General features: G+C 67.2%; 14 protein-coding genes. 10 read left to right on the forward strand and 4 right to left on the reverse strand.

All coding sequences use genetic code 11. The features are described 5' to 3' along the window. The first annotated feature begins 31 nt into the window (after positions 1-31). The 6 genes from E8F11_RS09145 to E8F11_RS09170 all read left to right on the forward strand — a co-directional run bounded on the left by E8F11_RS09145 (position 32) and on the right by E8F11_RS09170 (position 6,616). Positions 32-1,084 (forward strand): extracellular solute-binding protein, encoded by a 1,053-nt coding sequence (locus E8F11_RS09145; RefSeq protein ID WP_280288521.1) that lies wholly within the window; start codon positions 32-34, stop codon positions 1,082-1,084. 140 nt (positions 1,085-1,224) lie between these two features. Then, positions 1,225-2,421: an amidohydrolase family protein gene (locus tag E8F11_RS09150; protein WP_280288522.1), complete on the forward strand. Its 1,197-nt coding sequence runs from the start codon at positions 1,225-1,227 to the stop codon at positions 2,419-2,421. After that, entirely contained in the window at positions 2,418-3,920 is a 1,503-nt protein-coding gene (locus tag E8F11_RS09155) for an amidohydrolase family protein (protein ID WP_280288523.1), read from the forward strand. The genes E8F11_RS09150 and E8F11_RS09155 overlap by 4 nt, the downstream gene beginning before the upstream one ends. Before the next feature lie 13 nt (positions 3,921-3,933). Next, entirely contained in the window at positions 3,934-4,596 is a 663-nt protein-coding gene (locus E8F11_RS09160) for a flavin reductase family protein (RefSeq protein WP_280288524.1), read from the forward strand. A gap of 21 nt (positions 4,597-4,617) precedes the next feature. After that, the gene (locus E8F11_RS09165) at positions 4,618-5,805 is read left to right on the forward strand and encodes an amidohydrolase family protein (RefSeq protein ID WP_280288525.1); all 1,188 of its coding nucleotides are present in this window, start codon (positions 4,618-4,620) and stop codon (positions 5,803-5,805) included. Positions 5,806-5,830: 25 nt separating this feature from the next. Then, positions 5,831-6,616 (forward strand): lysine/arginine/ornithine ABC transporter substrate-binding protein, encoded by a 786-nt coding sequence (locus tag E8F11_RS09170; RefSeq protein ID WP_280288526.1) that lies wholly within the window; start codon positions 5,831-5,833, stop codon positions 6,614-6,616. A 276-nt stretch (positions 6,617-6,892) separates the two neighbouring features. Here the strand turns inward: E8F11_RS09170 and E8F11_RS09175 are convergent, their stop codons facing one another. Continuing rightward, the gene (locus E8F11_RS09175; protein ID WP_280288527.1) at positions 6,893-7,789 is read right to left on the reverse strand and encodes a LysR substrate-binding domain-containing protein; all 897 of its coding nucleotides are present in this window, start codon (positions 7,787-7,789) and stop codon (positions 6,893-6,895) included. 114 nt (positions 7,790-7,903) lie between these two features. Between E8F11_RS09175 and E8F11_RS09180 the strand changes: the two genes are divergently transcribed. Further along, positions 7,904-8,752: an EamA family transporter gene (locus tag E8F11_RS09180; protein ID WP_280288528.1), complete on the forward strand. Its 849-nt coding sequence runs from the start codon at positions 7,904-7,906 to the stop codon at positions 8,750-8,752. A 135-nt stretch (positions 8,753-8,887) separates the two neighbouring features. Here E8F11_RS09180 and E8F11_RS09185 read toward each other — a convergent pair whose 3' ends face one another. Continuing rightward, positions 8,888-9,046 (reverse strand): YqaE/Pmp3 family membrane protein, encoded by a 159-nt coding sequence (locus E8F11_RS09185; RefSeq protein WP_003084988.1) that lies wholly within the window; start codon positions 9,044-9,046, stop codon positions 8,888-8,890. 117 nt (positions 9,047-9,163) lie between these two features. On the opposite strand from E8F11_RS09185, the gene E8F11_RS09190 reads away from it, so the two are divergent. The 3 genes from E8F11_RS09190 (at position 9,164) to E8F11_RS09200 (ending at position 14,100) form a co-directional block, all read left to right on the forward strand. Beyond that, positions 9,164-10,621, forward strand: coding sequence for a sigma 54-interacting transcriptional regulator (locus E8F11_RS09190; protein ID WP_280288529.1), 1,458 nt, complete (start codon positions 9,164-9,166; stop codon positions 10,619-10,621). A gap of 366 nt (positions 10,622-10,987) precedes the next feature. Next, entirely contained in the window at positions 10,988-12,376 is a 1,389-nt protein-coding gene (locus E8F11_RS09195) for a GntP family permease (RefSeq protein WP_280288530.1), read from the forward strand. A gap of 164 nt (positions 12,377-12,540) precedes the next feature. Then, positions 12,541-14,100, forward strand: a complete 1,560-nt coding sequence (locus E8F11_RS09200; protein ID WP_280288531.1) for an acyl CoA:acetate/3-ketoacid CoA transferase — start codon at positions 12,541-12,543, stop codon at positions 14,098-14,100. A gap of 97 nt (positions 14,101-14,197) precedes the next feature. On the opposite strand, the gene speB is transcribed toward E8F11_RS09200, so the two are convergent. Together speB and E8F11_RS09210 are read right to left on the reverse strand one after the other, a co-directional pair. Next, positions 14,198-15,160, reverse strand: a complete 963-nt coding sequence (gene speB / locus E8F11_RS09205) for an agmatinase (RefSeq protein WP_280288532.1) — start codon at positions 15,158-15,160, stop codon at positions 14,198-14,200. 79 nt (positions 15,161-15,239) lie between these two features. After that, positions 15,240-16,322 (reverse strand): polyamine ABC transporter substrate-binding protein, encoded by a 1,083-nt coding sequence (locus E8F11_RS09210; RefSeq protein WP_280288533.1) that lies wholly within the window; start codon positions 16,320-16,322, stop codon positions 15,240-15,242. Between the last annotated feature and the right edge of the window lie 108 nt (positions 16,323-16,430).

Raw genomic sequence — 16,430 nt, forward strand, 5'->3', positions numbered from 1 at the left:
CCCAACCTGTTCTTCAACCCGGAGAAAAACAATGAAGTTGAAAGCATTGCGTCATGGGGTAGCCGGTTTCGCCCTGAGTTGTTTCGCCGCGACCTTCGCCCAGGCGGAGGAGCCCAAGGAGCTGTTCTTCTACAACTGGACCGACTACTACCCGGTGGAGCTGCTCGCCAAGTTCGAGAAGGAGACCGGCATCAAGGTCACCATGGACGGCTACGACAGCAACGAAACACTGCTGGCCAAGCTGCAGGCCGGCGGCGCCGCCTACGACGTGATAGTGCCGTCGCACTCGATCATGCGCACCCTGATCGAGCAGGGCTACCTGCAGGAAATCGACACACCGAGCCTGCCGAACTTCGCCCATGTGAAGCCAGCCTTCCGCAACCCGGATTTCGACCCCGGCCGCAAGTACTCGGCGCCCTACCTCTGGGGCACCACCGGCTTTTCTTACGACAGCGCGCGGGTGCCGGGCGGCAAGCTGGACGACTCCTGGAAGGAGTTCTTCGAACCACGTCCCGAACTGCAGGGCCAGCTCGCTGCGCTGGACACCCCCAGCAGCGTGATCAACGCCGCCAGCCACTACCTGGGCGTGGACGAGTGCACCGAGAATCCGCAGGACGCCAAGCGCATCCTCGAACTGCTGCAGAAGCAGAAGCCCTTCCTGAAGATGTACAGCTCCGACAACACCGTCGACCGCATGGCCTCGGGCGAGGTGATCATGATGCAGAACTGGAACGGCTCCACCGCCCGCGCCACCCTGCAGAAGAGCACCATCAAGTACGTCTACCCGCGTGAAGGCGTGGCCATGTTCCAGGACAACTTCGCCGTACCGAAGAGCGCGCCGCACCCGGGCAACGCCAAGGTCTTCATCGACTGGATGATGAAACCGGAAAACGCCGCCGCCGTGTCCAACGCCATCGCCTACGCCAACGGCATCGACAGCGACCAGCTGCTCGACAAGAAGTGGCGGGTGATGGACGCCATCAACATGCCCGACGCCTACGCCGAGCGACTGCGCCCGGAGAAGGAGTGCAGCAACCAGGCCCGCGAGCTGCAGGACCGCATCTGGTCCAAGCTCAAGGGCTGAGGACGGCTTCTTGCATTGTCTCTCTCCGTAGGATGGGTAGAGCCTGCGAAACCCATCGCCCCGTGCACCGACAGCATGGGTTTCGCTCCGCTCTACCCATCCTACGTCCTGTTCCCTGAAGGATTGCACACGAGGTCCCCATGGCCGACACCTACTGGCTGCGCAACGTCCGCCCCTTCGGCGGCGCGGCCGAAGACTTCCTCATCCAGCACGGTCGCTTCGCCGAGCGCCGCCCCGCCAGCGGCGCGCCGCTGGCGGCCGGCGATATCGACGGCGCCGGCCAGCTGATGACCTGCACCCTGGTGGAAAGCCATATCCACCTGGACAAGACCCTCTGGGGCCAGCCCTGGCGCCCCAACAGCGCCGGCCCGACGCTCAAGGACTACATCGCCAACGAACGCCGCGTGCTGCGCGAGGTCACCGCGCCCATCGCCGAGCGCGCCGGCGCCCTGCTGGAAAACTGCATCGCCCGTGGCTCGCTGACCATGCGCTGCCATGTGGATATCGACCCCGAATTCGGCCTGCGCCATGTGGAGGCCATGCAGGCCCTGCGCGAGCGCTATCGCGACCTGATCGACCTGGAACTGGTGGTCTTCCCGCAGACCGGCCTGGTCAGCCGCCCCGGCACCGCCGAGCTGATGCGCGAGGCCCTCGGCCAGGGCGTGGAGAATGTCGGCGGGCTCGACCCCTGCGGCATCGACAACGACCCCATCGCCCAGCTCGATATCGTCTTCAACCTCGCCACCGAGTTCGACCGCGGCGTGGATATCCACCTGCACGACAAGGGCGAGCTGGGCCTCTGGCAGATCGCCCGCATCGCCGATTACACCGAGCGCTTCAACCGCCAGGGCCGGGTGATGATCAGCCACGCCTACTGCCTCGGCATGGCGCCCTGGAGCCAGGTGCGGCCGCTGGCCGAGCGCCTGGCCGCGCTGGATATCTCGCTGATGAGCTCGGCGCCGGCCGACTGCGCGGTGCCGCCCTTCCTCGCCTTGGGCGAAGCCGGGGTCAACCTCTGCCTGGGTTCGGATGGCATCCGCGACGCCTGGTCGCCCATGGGCAACGGCGACATGCTGGAACGCGCCATGCTCCTGGCCTTCCGCTTCGACCTGAACAAGGACGAGGAACTGGCCGCCGCCTTCGACGCCGCCAGCCTCCATGGCGCCAAGGCCCTGGGTCTGCCCGGGCATGGCCTGGTTATCGGTGGCGCTGCCGATTTCCTGCTGATACCGGCACAGAGCCTCGGTGAAGCCGTGGTCGCACGGCCGCCGCGCCAGGTGTACCGCGCCGGCAAGCTGATCGCCGAAGCGGGCCGCCTGCTGGAGAGCCGCCTGTGACAGCGCCACGTCGCATCGGCCTCAAGGCCAGCTGCGTGGTCGGCTTCGATGGCCAGCGCCACGTGCTCTGGCGCAATGGCGAGGTGGTGATCGAAGGCGCACGCATTGTCTTCGTCGGCCGGGGTTTTCCCGGCCCTGTCGACCAGTGGATCGACTACGGCAACGCGCTGCTCGGTCCCGGTTTCATCGACCTCGACGCCCTTGGCGACCTCGACTCCACCGTGCTCTGCCTGGACAACGGGGACGAGAGCCGGATGGGCCGCATGTGGTCCGAGCAGTACCTCGCCGCAGGCCCGCGGGAGAGCTACAGCTTCGACGAGGAAGTCTTCAAGTACCGCTACGCTTTCACCCAGCTGATCCGCAACGGCATCACCACCGCCATGCCGATCACCTCCATGTACTACCGCGAGTGGGCGGAGACCTACGACGAATTCGCCGCCGTGGCCGGGGTCGCCGCCGAGCTGGGCCTGCGCACCTACCTCGGCCCTTGCTACATGAGCGGCATGCAATACCTGCGCGCCGACGGCAGCCGCGCCGAGCACTGGGACGAGGCGCGCGGCCTGGCCGGGCTGGACGCCGCCGAGCGCTTCTTCCGCGATTTCGACGGCAGCCACGGCGGCCTGATTCGCGGCGCCCTGCTGCCCGACCGCATCCAGACCTGCACACCGGCCCTGCTCCAGCGCACCGCCGCCCTCAGCCGCGAACTGGCCGCCCCGGTGCGCCTGCATTGCTGCCAGGGGCCAGGCGAAGTGGCGCTGGTGAAGCAGCTGCGCGGCACGGCGCCGCTGGCCTGGCTGGAACAGCTGGACCTGCTCGGCCCGCGAGCCGTGCTGCCCCACGGCATCTACATCGAAGGCGACGAGGACCTCGCCCGCCTGGCCGGCAGCGGCGCCAGCCTGGTGCACTGCCCGGTGGTGTTCGCCCGCGACGGCGAGGCGCTGGACTCCTTCGGCCGCTACCGCGCCCAGGGCGTCAACTTCGCCCTCGGCACCGACACCTGGCCGGCGGACCTGCTGGACAACATGCGCCAGGGCCTGAACATCGCCCGCCTGAAGGAAGGCGGCAGCGAGTGGACCAGCGCACTCGACCTCTACAACGCCGCCACCCTGGGCGGCGCCAGGGCGCTGGGCCGCGATGACCTCGGCCGCCTGGCGCCGGGGGCCAAGGCCGATATCACGGTGTTCAGCCTCGACGGCCTGCACCTGGGACCGCTGTTCGACCCGCTGAAGAACCTCATCCTCGCCGGCCGTGGCGACGACTGCATCGCCAGCTGGATCGACGGCCGCTGCGTGATGCACGACGGCCAGGTACAGGGCGTCGACTACGCCAGCCTCCAGCAACAGGCCCAACGGCAGTTCCACAAGCTGATGCAGAGCCACGCCGATCGCGCCTTCGGCCAGCCCGACTGGCGTGGCCTGTTCCAACCGGCCATCCCCTTCGCCGATGCCTGGAGCGAGGAGCGCCCGCTCTGCACCCTTGCCAGCGCGCCCGACCAATAACGAGAACATCGCCATGCTGAGCTTCGACTTCGCCCAACTGGGCCCCCGCGAGAAATACAAGATCCTCATCGGCAGCGTGGTGCCCCGGCCCATCGCCCTGGTGACCACGGTGGACGCCAACGGCCGCGCCAACGCCGCGCCCTTCAGCTTCTTCAACGCGCTTTCCGCCGACCCGCCGATCCTCGCCCTGGGGGTGGAAAACCACGCCGACCTCAGCCCCAAGGACACCACGCGCAACATCCTGCTGAACCAGGAATTCACCGTGAACATCGTCAACGATGCGCTGGTGGAGGCGATGAACGTCTGCGCCGTGCCCTTCGAGCCCGGCTTCGACGAACTGCTGGCCGCCGGCCTCACCGCCCTGCCCGGCAGCCGCGTCGGCTGCCCGCGCATCGCCGAGGCTCCGGTGGCCCTGGAATGCCGGCGGATGATGGGCCTGTCCATCGGCCAGTCGCGGGAAATCATCCTTGGCGAAGTGCTGGTGGCCCACGTCCGCGACGACCTGATCGACCCGCAGACGCTCTATATCGACCAGCTCGGACTCGACGCCATCGGCCGCATGGGCGGGCATGGCTATGCGCGAACGCGCGACTACTTCGACCTGCCGACGCGCTCGTTGCAGGCCTGGCGGGACGACCCCCACGGGGGCGAACGCCAGTGGCCGCAAACCCGCTGAAGCACCTTCGAGAGAACCCAGATGACCCAATGGATAACCCAGGTCCGCCCGTGGGGCGGCGCGCTGATGGATATCGCCATCGCTGACGGCCGGATCGTCGAGCTGAGCCCCCCGGCCCACCGCGCCAGCGACGCCGTGCTGCTGGATGGCGAAGGGCAGCTGATGCTGCCGCCGCTGGTGGAGGCCCACGCGCATTTCGACAAGACCCTGTGGGGCGAGGCGTGGCACAGCCATACGGCCGGCGACAGCCTGAGCCAGCGCATCGACAACGAGCGCGCCACCCTGCGCGGAATCGACACGCCGATCGAGGAGCGCGCCAGCGCGCTGATCCGCGAGTGCATCAGCCACGGCTCGCTGCATTTCCGCTGCCATGTGGACGTCGATGCGCAACTCGGCACCCAGCACCTCCAGGCCATGCAGCGGGTGCGCGAAGCCTTCGGCGACCTGATCGACATGCAGTTCGTCGCCTTCCCGCAGACCGGCCTGCTGCGCCAGCCCGGTACAGCCGCGGCTCTGGAGCAGGCCTTGCGGCTGGGTGCGGAGAACGTCGGCGGGCTCGACCCCTGCGGCATCGACAACGACCCCATCGCCCACCTCACCCAGGTGTTCGAACTGGCCAGCGTGCACCAGCGCGGCGTCGATATTCACCTGCACGACGAAGGCGAACTGGGCCTGTGGCAGATCGAGCGAATCATCGATTTCACCGAGCGCTATCGACTGCAAGGGCGAGTCATGGTGAGCCATGCCTTCTGCCTGGGCCAAGCCCGGCCGGCGCGCCTGCAGGCCATCGCCGAGCGCCTGGCGACCCAGCGGATTTCCATCCTCAGCACCGCGCCGGCGGACATCGAGGTTCCCCCCTTCATGGCGCTCGCGGCACGGGGTGTGAACCTCTGCCTCGGCTCCGACGGCATTCGTGATTCCTGGTCGCCCATGGGCAACGGCGACATGCTCGAACGCGCCATGCTGCTGGCCTTCCGCTTCAACCTGCGCCGCGACGATGAGATCGCCGCATGCCTGCAGGCCGCCACGCTGAACGGCGCGCGGGCACTGGGCCTTGCCCACTACGGACTGGAGCCCGGCTGCCACGCCAGCGGCATCCTGATGCCGGTGCGCAACGTCGCCGAAGCCGTGGTTTCCCGCAATTACCGCCGCAGCGTGATCAGCAAGGGCCGACTGGTCGCCCGTGACGGCCACTACCTCGCCCACTGAAATCCAACACCCGAGGTTCACCAGAATGAGAAAACAGATTGCCGCCAGCCTGCTCGCCCTGCTCGCCAGCAGCCAGGTCCTGGCCCAGGACGCCGAGGCCCTGCGTATTGGCGTCGAAGCCAGCTACCCGCCCTTCTCCTACAAGAAACCCGACGGCAGCCTGGCCGGTTTCGAGATCGAGATCGGCAACGCCCTCTGCGCCGACATGCAGGTGCGCTGCACCTGGGTCGAACAGCCCTTCGACGGCCTGATCCCCGCACTGCGGGTGAAGAAGATCGACGGCATCATGTCGTCCATGACGGTCACCAGCGAACGCCTCAAGGTGGTCGACTTCAGCCGCAGCTACTACAAGACCCCGGCGCGCTTCGTGACCCGCAAGGATCGCCCGGAGATCACTGCGCAAGGTCCGCTCGACGGCCTGCGCGTGGCGGTGCTGCGCGGCAGCGTGCATGCCCGCTACGTCCAGGACAAGCTGGTGCCACGCGGCGTGCAGATGGTGCAGTACGGCTCGCAGCAGGAAGCCGACCTCGACCTGATTTCCGGGCGGGTCGACGCGATGATGGCCGATGCCATCAACCTCAAGGAGAACTTCCTGCAGAGCGAGGGCGGCAAGGACTTCGCGTTCAACGGCCCGAGCTACGACGAGGAGGAATACTTCGGCAAGGGCGCCGGCATCGCCTTCCGCAAGGGCAATGACGCTCTGCTGGGGCGCTTCAACCAGGCCCTGGACAATATCGGCCGCAATGGCACCTACCAGAAGATCTACGAGAGCTACTTCCCGGATGGCGAAGTGAGCAAGTTGATCGACTGACCCGCAGGCACACGCCCGTGCTCTTGTAGGTTGGTGCGGGCCGCGCAGGTCTGAGCACAGCGAAGCGGAACGCCGCCCGGCCCAACGGTTGCGGCACCGAGCCGACCTGGGACACCCCTCACCCCCGGCCCCTCTCCCAAAGGGAGAGGGGAGTTCGTTGAGCTACTGCCTGACGTAGGCTTCTCATGCGCGAGTCACCCCTATCCCTTCAGGGGCGAAGAGGCACGCTTTCGGAAGCACCGCTTCCGGTGCCGATGAGCGCCTTAACGCGCAGCGTTAAGGCAGGGGCGCAGAGCGGGGGCTGGGGGAGAGGGCCTCCCCGGCCACCTCGAAGAATGCCCTCACCACCCGCAACTCCGCATGCCGCTCCAGGCACGCGAGAAAGTGCCGGCTCACCAGCCCCTCGCCCTTGAGCGGCAACGCCGCCACCCTTGGGTCGCGGGGCACTTCCAGCGAATAGACGATGCTCACCCCCAGCCCCGCCGCCACAGCCTCGATCACCGCCTCGCGGCTGTTCAGCTCCAGCGCGGCGCGCAGTTCCAGGCCCTGCTCGTTGCAGGCGCGCTCGAAGGTGCGCCGGGTCAGGGAGGCGGGTTCGCGTTGCAGCAGCACTTCGCTGCACAGTTCATGCAGGGCCACTTCCTCGCGCGTGCCGACCCAGGGGTGGGCGGCCGGCAGCAGCAGGCAAAGGCGCGCTTCACCGAGCGGCTGCAAGTGCAGGCCCGGGCGCTCGCTCATGTCGCTGATCACCGCCAGGTCTACCCGTTCGCCATTCAAGGCGGCCAGGGTTTCCTGGGTGTTGCCCAGGCGCAGGTTGATGTTCACCCCCGGATAGCGCTCGCGCATCCGCGCCAGCAGTGGCATCACCAGATGCGGGCTATCGGCGGCCAGGTCCAGGCGGCCTGATTCCAGGGACAGACTGGTGTCCAGCAGGTCCTCGGCCTGTTCCGCCAAGGCGAACAGCGCGTGGCTGATGGCGGCCAGGCGCCGGCCCAGCTCAGTGGGCTCGACCTGGCGCGCGGTGCGCCGCAACAGGCGCACCTGGTAGTGCTCCTCCAGGGCCTTGATGTGCCCGGTCACCGCCGGCTGGCTGATGCACAGGCGCTCGGCCGCGCGGGTGAAACTGCCCTCGCGGACCACCGCATCGAAGGCGCGGAGCTGGAACAGATTCATGGCCACCCCATCAGCAGGACTTATTTGACGGATAACGATAAACGATTTGAATGATGGAACGATGACGCCGCACGCTACGCGCATCCCCCCGCTTCATCGCCCCTGGAGTTCCTTGTGCTCGCCGATACCGACCTCGCCACCCTGGTGGTCCTGCTTTCCGCGCTGATGCACGCCAGCTGGAATGCGGTGATCAAGGCCGGCAGCGACCGCCTCTCGTCCATGGCGCTGGTGGACGGCGTGGCCTTCTGCTTCAGCATCGCCCTGCTGCCCCTGGTCAGCCCGCCGCCGCTGGTGGTCTGGGGCTTGATCGGCCTGTCGGTGGTGGTGAACACGCTCTACCGGCTGCTGTTGATCCGCGCCTACCAGTTCGGCGACTTCGGCCAGGTCTACCCGGTAGTGCGCGGCCTGCCGCCACTGCTGGTGGCGCTCTGCGCCGGGCTGGTGTTCGGCGAGCACATGTCTGGCGCCATGCTGCTGGGCATCATGCTGATTTCCGCCGGCATCCTCAGCCTGCTCCACACCCGCCTGGAGTCCCGCGCCCTCAAGGCCCTGGGCTGTGCCGCCCTGGCCGGCGCCGGGGTGGCGCTCTACACCCTGATCGATGCCCAGGGCGTGCGCCGCGCCGACAGCGTGCTGCAGTTCGTGGTCTACCTGACACTGATGCAGAGCATGACCATCCCCGTGCTCGCCTGGATGCGCCGGGGACCCTTGGTGCTGCGCTTCGCCCGCGACAACTGGCGGCTCGGCCTGTTCGGCGGCTTCAACTACTGCGTGGCCTACGGCCTGGTGCTGTTCGCCATGACCCTGGACAACGTGGCCAAGGTCGCCGCCCTGCGCGAGAGCAGCGTGATCATCGCCGCCGTCATTGCCAGCCTGGTGTTCAAGGAGCCCTTCGGCATCCGCCGCATCCTCGCCGCCTGCGTGGTCACCGCCGGCATCCTGCTGATCAAGCTGGTGGATTAGCGCCGAACGACGCCGGACCGATCGTAGGTTGTGGCTGAGCTACGCGAAGCCCAACGATACACCACGCAAAATGTTGGGCTTCGCTGCGCGCGCGGAACGCCGCCCGACCCAACCTACGGGAGATCGAGTCCGTTCCTAGCGCTTGGCGATGATGTACACCGCATGGACGATGCCGGGGATGTAGCCCAGCAGGGTCAGCAGGATGTTCAGCCAGAAGGCACCGCCGAAACCTACCTGGAGAAAAACTCCGAGGGGCGGCAGGAGGATGGCGATGAGGATGCGGATCAGGTCCATGCGAAAGCTCCTTGTGGGAAAGATCATCTGCCTAGCAACCGACATTCCTACAGACTAGGCGTTCATTGCGCTGCCCCCCCATAATCGCTGCCTGATGTTTCAGCCGGATGCCCCGCCATGCCCATCGCCAGCGAAGACCTCGACCAGAACGGCCTGGTCATAGGCGTCTCCCCCGAGCGTTTCCGCGAAGTGGCCATGCCGCTGCTGTTCGACCACCTGAACGCCCAGTGCGAAGGCACCATCGCGGTGAATCGCCAGGCGCGAATCGTCTGGATCAACGACAAGTACGCCGAGAAGGTCGGTATCCACGACCCGCGCAGCGTGCTCGGCAAGGAGATCGAAGAAGTGCTGCCGGCCAGCCGTCTGCGCGAGGTGGTGCAGAACGGCCAGCCGAGCATGCTCGACCTGATGGCCTTCGGCGACGAGCACTTCGTGGTCACCCGCATTCCCCTGCGCGATGCCGACGGCACCCTGGTCGGCGCCCTGGGCTTCGTGCTCTTCGACCGTGCGCGCCACCTGCAGCCGGTCATGGCCAAGTACAACCAGCTGCAGACCCAGCTGGCCGCCACCCAGCGCGAACTGGCCCGGGCCCGCCGCGCGCGCTACACCATCGCCGGCTTCATCGGCGCCAGCGCCGCCGCCAGCGAGGTCAAGCGCCAGGCCAGGCGTGCCGCGCAACTGGACGCCACGGTGTTGCTGCGCGGCGAGACCGGTACCGGCAAGGAGCTGCTGGCCCAGGGCATCCACAACCTGTCGCTGCGCGCCAATGGCCCCTTCGTCGCGGTGAACGTGGCGGCCATCCCGGAATCCCTGGTGGAGGCCGAGCTCTTCGGCACCGCCCCCGGCGCCTTCACCGGCGCCGACAAGCGCGCCCGCGCCGGCAAGTTCGAGCTGGCCGATGGCGGCACCCTGTTCCTCGACGAAATCGGCGACCTGCCGTTGCCCCTGCAGGCGAAGCTGCTCCGCGTGCTGCAGGAGCAGGAGGTGGAGCCGCTCGGCTCCAACCAGGTGAAGGCACTGAACGTGCGGGTGATCGCCGCCACGCACGTGGATCTGGAAGCCAAGGTGGCCGCCGGACAGTTCCGCGAGGACCTCTACTACCGCCTCAATGTCCTGGCCCTGCGCCTGCCGCCCCTGCGCGAACGGCGAGAAGACCTGCCGGCACTGTTCGAACACCTGCTGGACGATATCGCCAGCCGCTCCGGCCAGTCCCCGCTGGAGCTGGCCGAGGACGGCCTGCAGTTGCTCCAGGCCCAACCCTGGCCGGGCAATGTGCGCGAGCTGCGTAACCTGCTGGAAAGGGCGCAGATGCTGAGTGACAGCGATCCGCTTGGCGCCGACGCCCTGCGTACCCTGCTGGTGGACCCACAGCCCACCAGCACGCTCGACACCGCGCCCGTGCCAGCGCCCGCCACCGGCGAAGTCCGCCCCCTGGCCGACAGCCTCGCCGCCGCCGAGCGCCAGGCCATCCTCGCCGCCCTGGCCGCCTGCAACGGCAATCGCACCCGGGCCGCCGAACGCCTGGGGATAGCCCGGGCCAGCCTGTACAACAAGTTGCAGGTGCATGGCCTGTAGAGGCACAAGCCTGGTTGCTTTTCCTGTGGGGGCGAATTCATTCGCTAAGCAGGCCGCAGGCCTGCCCAGTTGAACCTCCCAGGGGCCGCTGCGCGTCCCTTTAGCGAATGAATTCGCCCCCACAAGGTTTGCGCTCCCTGATCGTCCAGGTTTCTGGACACAGCCAATCCGAGCCGACCATTAATCTGGACACTGTCCAGCAGAGTAGACACATCCAATTCCCTTCCCGTAACCCTGCAATCCTCACAAAACCCCGTTTCAGAGCCTCCCGCACCCTATCTGGCAGCACCTGGCACAGCTTTCGCTCTACCACCTTCCACAAGCCGCCCCAACGCGGCGGAACACAACAACAAGAAGGAAGTCCCCATGGGCACCCTAGGTATCCTGATTTCTCTCGCTCTCTTGATGTACCTCGCCTACCGAGGCATCAACGTCCTGCTCCTCGCGCCCCTGCTGGCACTGCTCGCGGTGCTCTTCGCCGGCGATGCGGCGCTGCTGCTGCCGACCTACACCCAGGTCTTCATGAAGGCCCTCGGCGGCTACCTGATCCAGTTCTTCCCGCTGTTCCTGCTCGGCGCCATCTTCGGCAAGCTGATGGACGATTCCGGCTCAGCCCGTGCCATCGCCCACGGCATCGTCAGCACCATCGGCAGCTCCCGCGCCGTGCTGGCCATCGTCATCGCCTGCGGCATCCTCACCTACGGCGGCGTCTCGCTGTTCGTCGTGGCCTTCGCCGTCTACCCCATCGGCGCGGCGCTGTTCCGCGAGGCGGGGATTCCCAAGCGCATCCTGCCGGGCGCCATCGCCCTCGGCTCCTTCACCTTCACCATGACCGCCCTGCCCGGCACCCCGGCCATCACCAACGCCATCCCGATCCCCTTCTTCGGCACCGACACCTTCGCCGCGCCAGGCCTCGGCCTGCTGGCCGGGGTGGTGATCTTCGCCCTCGGTTCCTGGTGGCTCAGTGCCGAGGCCCGCAAACTGCAAGCGGCCGGCGAAGGTTACGGCGACCACGCCGACGACCCGCGCGGCGAGGCCGCTCAGCTGAGTACCGGTTTCTGGGTGGCGCTGCTGCCGATCCTGGTGGTCATCGTGCTGAACTTCCTGATGGCCAAGGTCTACCTGCCCAGTATCGACACCAGCTACCTGGCCAAGCCGGAGTTCGGCGGCCTGCAGGACGCCAAGTCGCTGATCGGCCTCTGGGCGATCATCATCGCCCTGTCCGCCGCCATCCTGCTGCTGGTGGTGATGCACTGGCGGCGCTGGGTGGACCTGAAGAGGAGCGTCAACGAGGGCACCTTCGGCGCCATGCTGCCGATCCTCAACACCGCTTCCGAGGTGGGTTACGGCAGCGTGATCGCCTCGCTGGCCGGCTTCGTGGTGATCCGCGACCTGCTGCTCAATGTCGCGCCGGGCAACCCGCTGGTGTCCGAGGCCCTGACCGTCAGCGCCCTGGCCGGCATCACCGGCTCGGCCTCGGGCGGCATGTCCATCGCCCTCAAGGCCCTCGGCGCGCAGTACCTGGAAATGGCCAACGCCGCCGGCATCAGCCCCGAGCTGCTGCACCGGGTCGCCGCACTGGCCTCCGGCAGCCTCGACACCCTGCCGCACAACGGCGCGGTGATTACCCTGCTGGCCATCTGCAAACTGACCCACCGCGATTCCTACAAATATGTGTTCATGACCAGCGCACTGTTCCCGGTGGTGCCCCTGGTGCTGGTGATAGTGCTGGGGACATTGGTGGGAAATTTCTAAGCGCCCGGCCCAGTGCTCTTGTGGGGGCGAATTCATTCGCTAAGCAGCCCGAAGGGCTGCCCTTGTGAGCCTTATGGGGCTGCTGCGCAGCCCTTAGCGATTGAAATCGCCCCCACAGTAAGAGCAGGCCAGCCGAATACAGCTTCGATAGTTCGAGGACGACCATGAGCAAAGTGATGAGCGCCGCCGCAGCCGTGGCGCGGATTCCGGACAATGCCAACCTGGCCACCGGCGGCTTCGTCGGCATCGGCTTCGCCGAGGAGATCGCCATCGCCCTGGAGCAGCGTTTCCAGGCCGAGCAGGCACCCCGCGGCCTGACCCTGGTGTATGCCGCCGGGCAAGGCGACGGCAAGGGCCGCGGCCTCAATCATCTGGCCCACGAAGGGTTAGTGCGACGGGTGATCGGCGGTCACTGGGGTCTGGTGCCGGGGTTGCAGAAGCTGGCGGTGGAGAACCTCATCGAGGCCTACAACCTGCCCCAGGGGGTGATCTCCCAGCTGTTCCGCGACATCGCCGCCGGCAAGCCGGGGCAGATCTCCAGGGTCGGCCTGGGCACCTTCGTCGACCCCGAGTTCGGCGGCGGCAAGCTCAATGAACGGACCACCGAAGAGCTGGTGCGGCGCATGCCCATCGACGGCGAGGACTACCTCTTCTACAAGGCCTTCCCGATCGATGTCGGGGTGATCCGCGCCACCAGCGCCGATGAGGACGGCAACCTGTCCATGGAGCGCGAGGCGTTGACCATCGAGAGCCTGGCCATCGCCATGGCCGCGCGCAACTCCGGCGGCCTGGTGATCGCCCAGGTGGAGCGCGTGGTATTGCGCGGCTCGCTCAACCCGCGCCAGGTGAAGATCCCCGGCATCCTGGTGGACTGCGTAGTGGTGGCGCACCCGGACAACCACCAGCAGACCTTCGCCACCGCCTACAACCCGGCCTTCGCCGCCGAGGTGAAGGTGCCGACTGACAGCCTTGCCCCCATGCCGCTCGACCTGCGCAAGCTGATCGCCCGCCGCGCCGCCCTGGAGCTATCGCCGGGTGCCGTGGTCAACCTCGGCATCGGCATGCCCGAAGGCGTGGCGGCAGTGGCCGCCGAGGAAGGCGTGATCGACTTGCTCACCCTGACCGCCGAGCCCGGCGTGATCGGCGGTGTGCCGGCCTCCGGCCTGGACTTCGGCGCGGCGAGCAACCACAGCGCGCTGATCGACCAGCCCTACCAGTTCGACTTCTACGACGGCGGCGGCCTGGATATCGCCTTTCTCGGCCTGGCCCAGGCCGACGCCGAGGGCAACCTCAACGTGTCGAAGTTCGGCGCGCGCCTGGCCGGCGCCGGCGGCTTCATCAACATCAGCCAGAACGCCAAGGCGGTGGTCTTCGTCGGTACCTTCAGCGCGGGCGAGCAGGACATTCGCATCGAGGACGGCGCCATGCGCATCGTCGAGGACGGCGCGGTGCGCAAGTTCGTGCGCGCGGTTGAGCACCGCACCTTCGCCGGGCGGCTGGCGGCCGAATCCGCCAAGCCGGTGCTTTATGTCACCGAACGCTGCGTGTTCCGCCTGACCCTTGCGGGCCTGGAACTGATCGAGATTGCGCCAGGCGTGGACCTGGAGCGGGACATCCTCGCGCGCATGGATTTCCGACCCATCGTGCGGGAGCCGAAGCTGATGGATGCGCGGCTGTTCCGCGAGGGGCGGATCGGGTTGCGTGAGCTGATCCAGCCTGTTTGAGTTTCGTGCGTGAAAACGCGGGCCCCGGCTTGGGCCCGCGTCTTTTTTCGTTGGCACGGACGGCTCCCTCTCCCTCCGGGAGAGGGGAGATATCCGCCTAGCGCATCCCCAACTTATGCCGCGCCGCGTACAGGCAGACCATCTCCATCGCCAGGGTCGCGCCGGCCAGGGCGGTGACTTCGGCGTTATCGTAGGGCGGCGCCACCTCCACCACGTCCATGCCCACCAGGTTGATGCCACGCAGGCCGCGGAGGATTTCCAGCGCCTGGTGGCTGGTCAGCCCGCCGCAGACCGGGGTGCCGGTGCCGGGGGCGAAGGCCGGGTCGAGGCAGTCGATGTCGAAGGTCAGGTACACCGGGTTGTCCCCCACCCGCGCGCGAATTCGCTCGGCGATCTGCTCCGGGGTGTGGCGGTGCACCTCGCGGGCGTCCAGCACCTGGAAACCCATCACGTCGTCGTTGGTGGTGCGCAGGCCCACCTGCACGGAGCGCGCCGGGTCCACCAGGCCCTCGCGGGCGGCGTGGTAGAACATGGTGCCGTGGTCGATGCGCTTGACCTCTTCGTCGGGCCAGGTATCGCTGTGGGCGTCGAAGTGGATCAGCGACAGCGGGCCGTGCTTGGCCGCATGGGCTTTCAACAGCGGGTAGCTGATGAAGTGGTCGCCGCCCAGGGTGAGCATGGCGGCGCCGGATTCGAGGATGCGCGCGGCGTGGGCCTGGATCAGTTCAGGGGTGTCCTGCGGGACGCCGTGGTCGAAGGCGCAATCGCCATAGTCGATCACCGCCAGGTGGTCGAAGGGATCGAACTCCCAGGGGTAATGGCGGGCCCAGGCCATCTGGACCGAGGCGGCGCGGATGGCGCGCGGCCCGAAGCGGCTGCCGGGGCGGTTGGTTGTGGCGGTGTCGAAGGGCACGCCGCTGACCACCAGGTCGACGCCGCGCAGGTCGCGGCTGTAGCGGCGGCGCATGAAGCTGGTGATGCCGGCATAGGTGGATTCGGCGGCCGTGCCGTAGAGGCTGTCGCGGGTGATGGCCTGGTCGTTGTCGTAGGCGTGGTCCATCTTATCGGGCTCCCATCGGGTTCTTATGCTCCCCTCTCCCTCTGGGAGAGGGGCTGGGGGTGAGGGTGTTGAAAGCGACTCAGTACTGGGTACGGAAACTGGTCCAGAGGCGGGTGCGCGCGCGCTGGTCCTTGAGGCTCTGGATCTGCTCGCCGAACAGGCGGTCGCGCACCTCCTTGCTCGGGTAGATGTCCGGGTCGCCGGCCACCTCGGGCGTCAGCAGCGGCTTGGCGGCCTGGTTGGCGTTGGCGAAGAACTGCGTGTTGGTGAGTTCGGCGATGGCCTCGGGGCGCAGCATGTAGTCTATGAAAGCGTGGGCGGCCTCGGGGTGCGGCGCGTCGGCGGGGATCACCATGGTGTCGAACCAGATCAGGGTGCCCTCGCGGGGGATGCGGTAGATCACCTCGAAGGGCATCTGCGCCTGGCGCGCCTGGTCGGCGGCGATGGCAGCGTCGCCGTTGTAGGTCAGCGCCAGGCAGATTTCGCCCTTGGCCAGGTCGTTGATGTGCTTGCCGGCCCCCACGTAGCGGACGTTCGGCTGCAGCTGGGCGAAGAGTTCCTGCACCGCTTTCAGGTCGGCCTTGTCGGTGCTGTAGGGGTCCTTGCCGAGGTAATGCAGGGCGATGCTGATGACTTCCTGGGGCGAGTCGATCACGGCGATGCCGCAGTCCTTCAAGCGGCTGGCGTACTCGGGCTTGAACAACAGGTCGAGGCTGTTCAGCGGCGCGTCGGGAATGCGCTTGGTCACCGCATCCTTGTTGATCCCGAGGCCCACGGTGCCCCAGGTGTAGGGCACGCCGAAGCGGTTGTCCGGATCGACCGTAGCCAGCTTGGACAGCAACTCCGGGTCGAGGTTGGCGAAGTTCTTCAGCCGCTCGCGCTGCAGCGGCTGCACCGCGCGGGCCTGGATGGCACGGGCCAGGCCGCTGCTGGCGGGAAAGACCACATCGTAGCCGCTGCCACCGGTGAGCAGCTTGGCGTCCAGGGCCTCGGCGCTGTCGAAGATGTCGTATTTCACCTCGATGCCGCTCTGCGCCTTGAAGCCTTGCAGGGCCTTCTCCGGGATATAGGCAGACCAGCTGTAGAGGTTCAGCGCCTTGTCTTCGGCGTGCACGGGCAGTGCGCAGGCGAACAGGGTGGCGAGCAACAGGGGAAAGCGCATGGTGGGCTCCTGGGGATTGCAGGTGGAGCCATGCTGCGCCCGGCTTTGCGTTGAATAAATATGAAGTGTTCTACTTTGGCATCTACAGCCATCAATGTTTGGTGCCAC

The sequence above is a fragment of the Pseudomonas sp. BN417 genome, assembly GCF_029871205.1.
Classification (GTDB): Bacteria; Pseudomonadota; Gammaproteobacteria; order Pseudomonadales; family Pseudomonadaceae; genus Metapseudomonas.

Excerpts from the sequence above, each read along its gene's own strand:
- E8F11_RS09145 (WP_280288521.1), top strand. The coding sequence starts at position 32 with ATGAAGTTGAAAGCATTGCGTCATGGGGTAGCCGGTTTCGCCCTGAGT.
- E8F11_RS09150 (WP_280288522.1), top strand. The coding sequence starts at position 1,225 with ATGGCCGACACCTACTGGCTGCGCAACGTCCGCCCCTTCGGCGGCGCG.
- E8F11_RS09160 (WP_280288524.1), top strand. The coding sequence starts at position 3,934 with ATGCTGAGCTTCGACTTCGCCCAACTGGGCCCCCGCGAGAAATACAAG.
- E8F11_RS09165 (WP_280288525.1), top strand. The coding sequence starts at position 4,618 with ATGACCCAATGGATAACCCAGGTCCGCCCGTGGGGCGGCGCGCTGATG.
- E8F11_RS09170 (WP_280288526.1), top strand. The coding sequence starts at position 5,831 with ATGAGAAAACAGATTGCCGCCAGCCTGCTCGCCCTGCTCGCCAGCAGC.
- E8F11_RS09175 (WP_280288527.1), bottom strand. The coding sequence starts at position 7,789 with ATGAATCTGTTCCAGCTCCGCGCCTTCGATGCGGTGGTCCGCGAGGGC.
- E8F11_RS09185 (WP_003084988.1), bottom strand. The coding sequence starts at position 9,046 with ATGGACCTGATCCGCATCCTCATCGCCATCCTCCTGCCGCCCCTCGGA.
- E8F11_RS09190 (WP_280288529.1), top strand. The coding sequence starts at position 9,164 with ATGCCCATCGCCAGCGAAGACCTCGACCAGAACGGCCTGGTCATAGGC.
- E8F11_RS09195 (WP_280288530.1), top strand. The coding sequence starts at position 10,988 with ATGGGCACCCTAGGTATCCTGATTTCTCTCGCTCTCTTGATGTACCTC.
- E8F11_RS09200 (WP_280288531.1), top strand. The coding sequence starts at position 12,541 with ATGAGCAAAGTGATGAGCGCCGCCGCAGCCGTGGCGCGGATTCCGGAC.
- speB (WP_280288532.1), bottom strand. The coding sequence starts at position 15,160 with ATGGACCACGCCTACGACAACGACCAGGCCATCACCCGCGACAGCCTC.
- E8F11_RS09210 (WP_280288533.1), bottom strand. The coding sequence starts at position 16,322 with ATGCGCTTTCCCCTGTTGCTCGCCACCCTGTTCGCCTGCGCACTGCCC.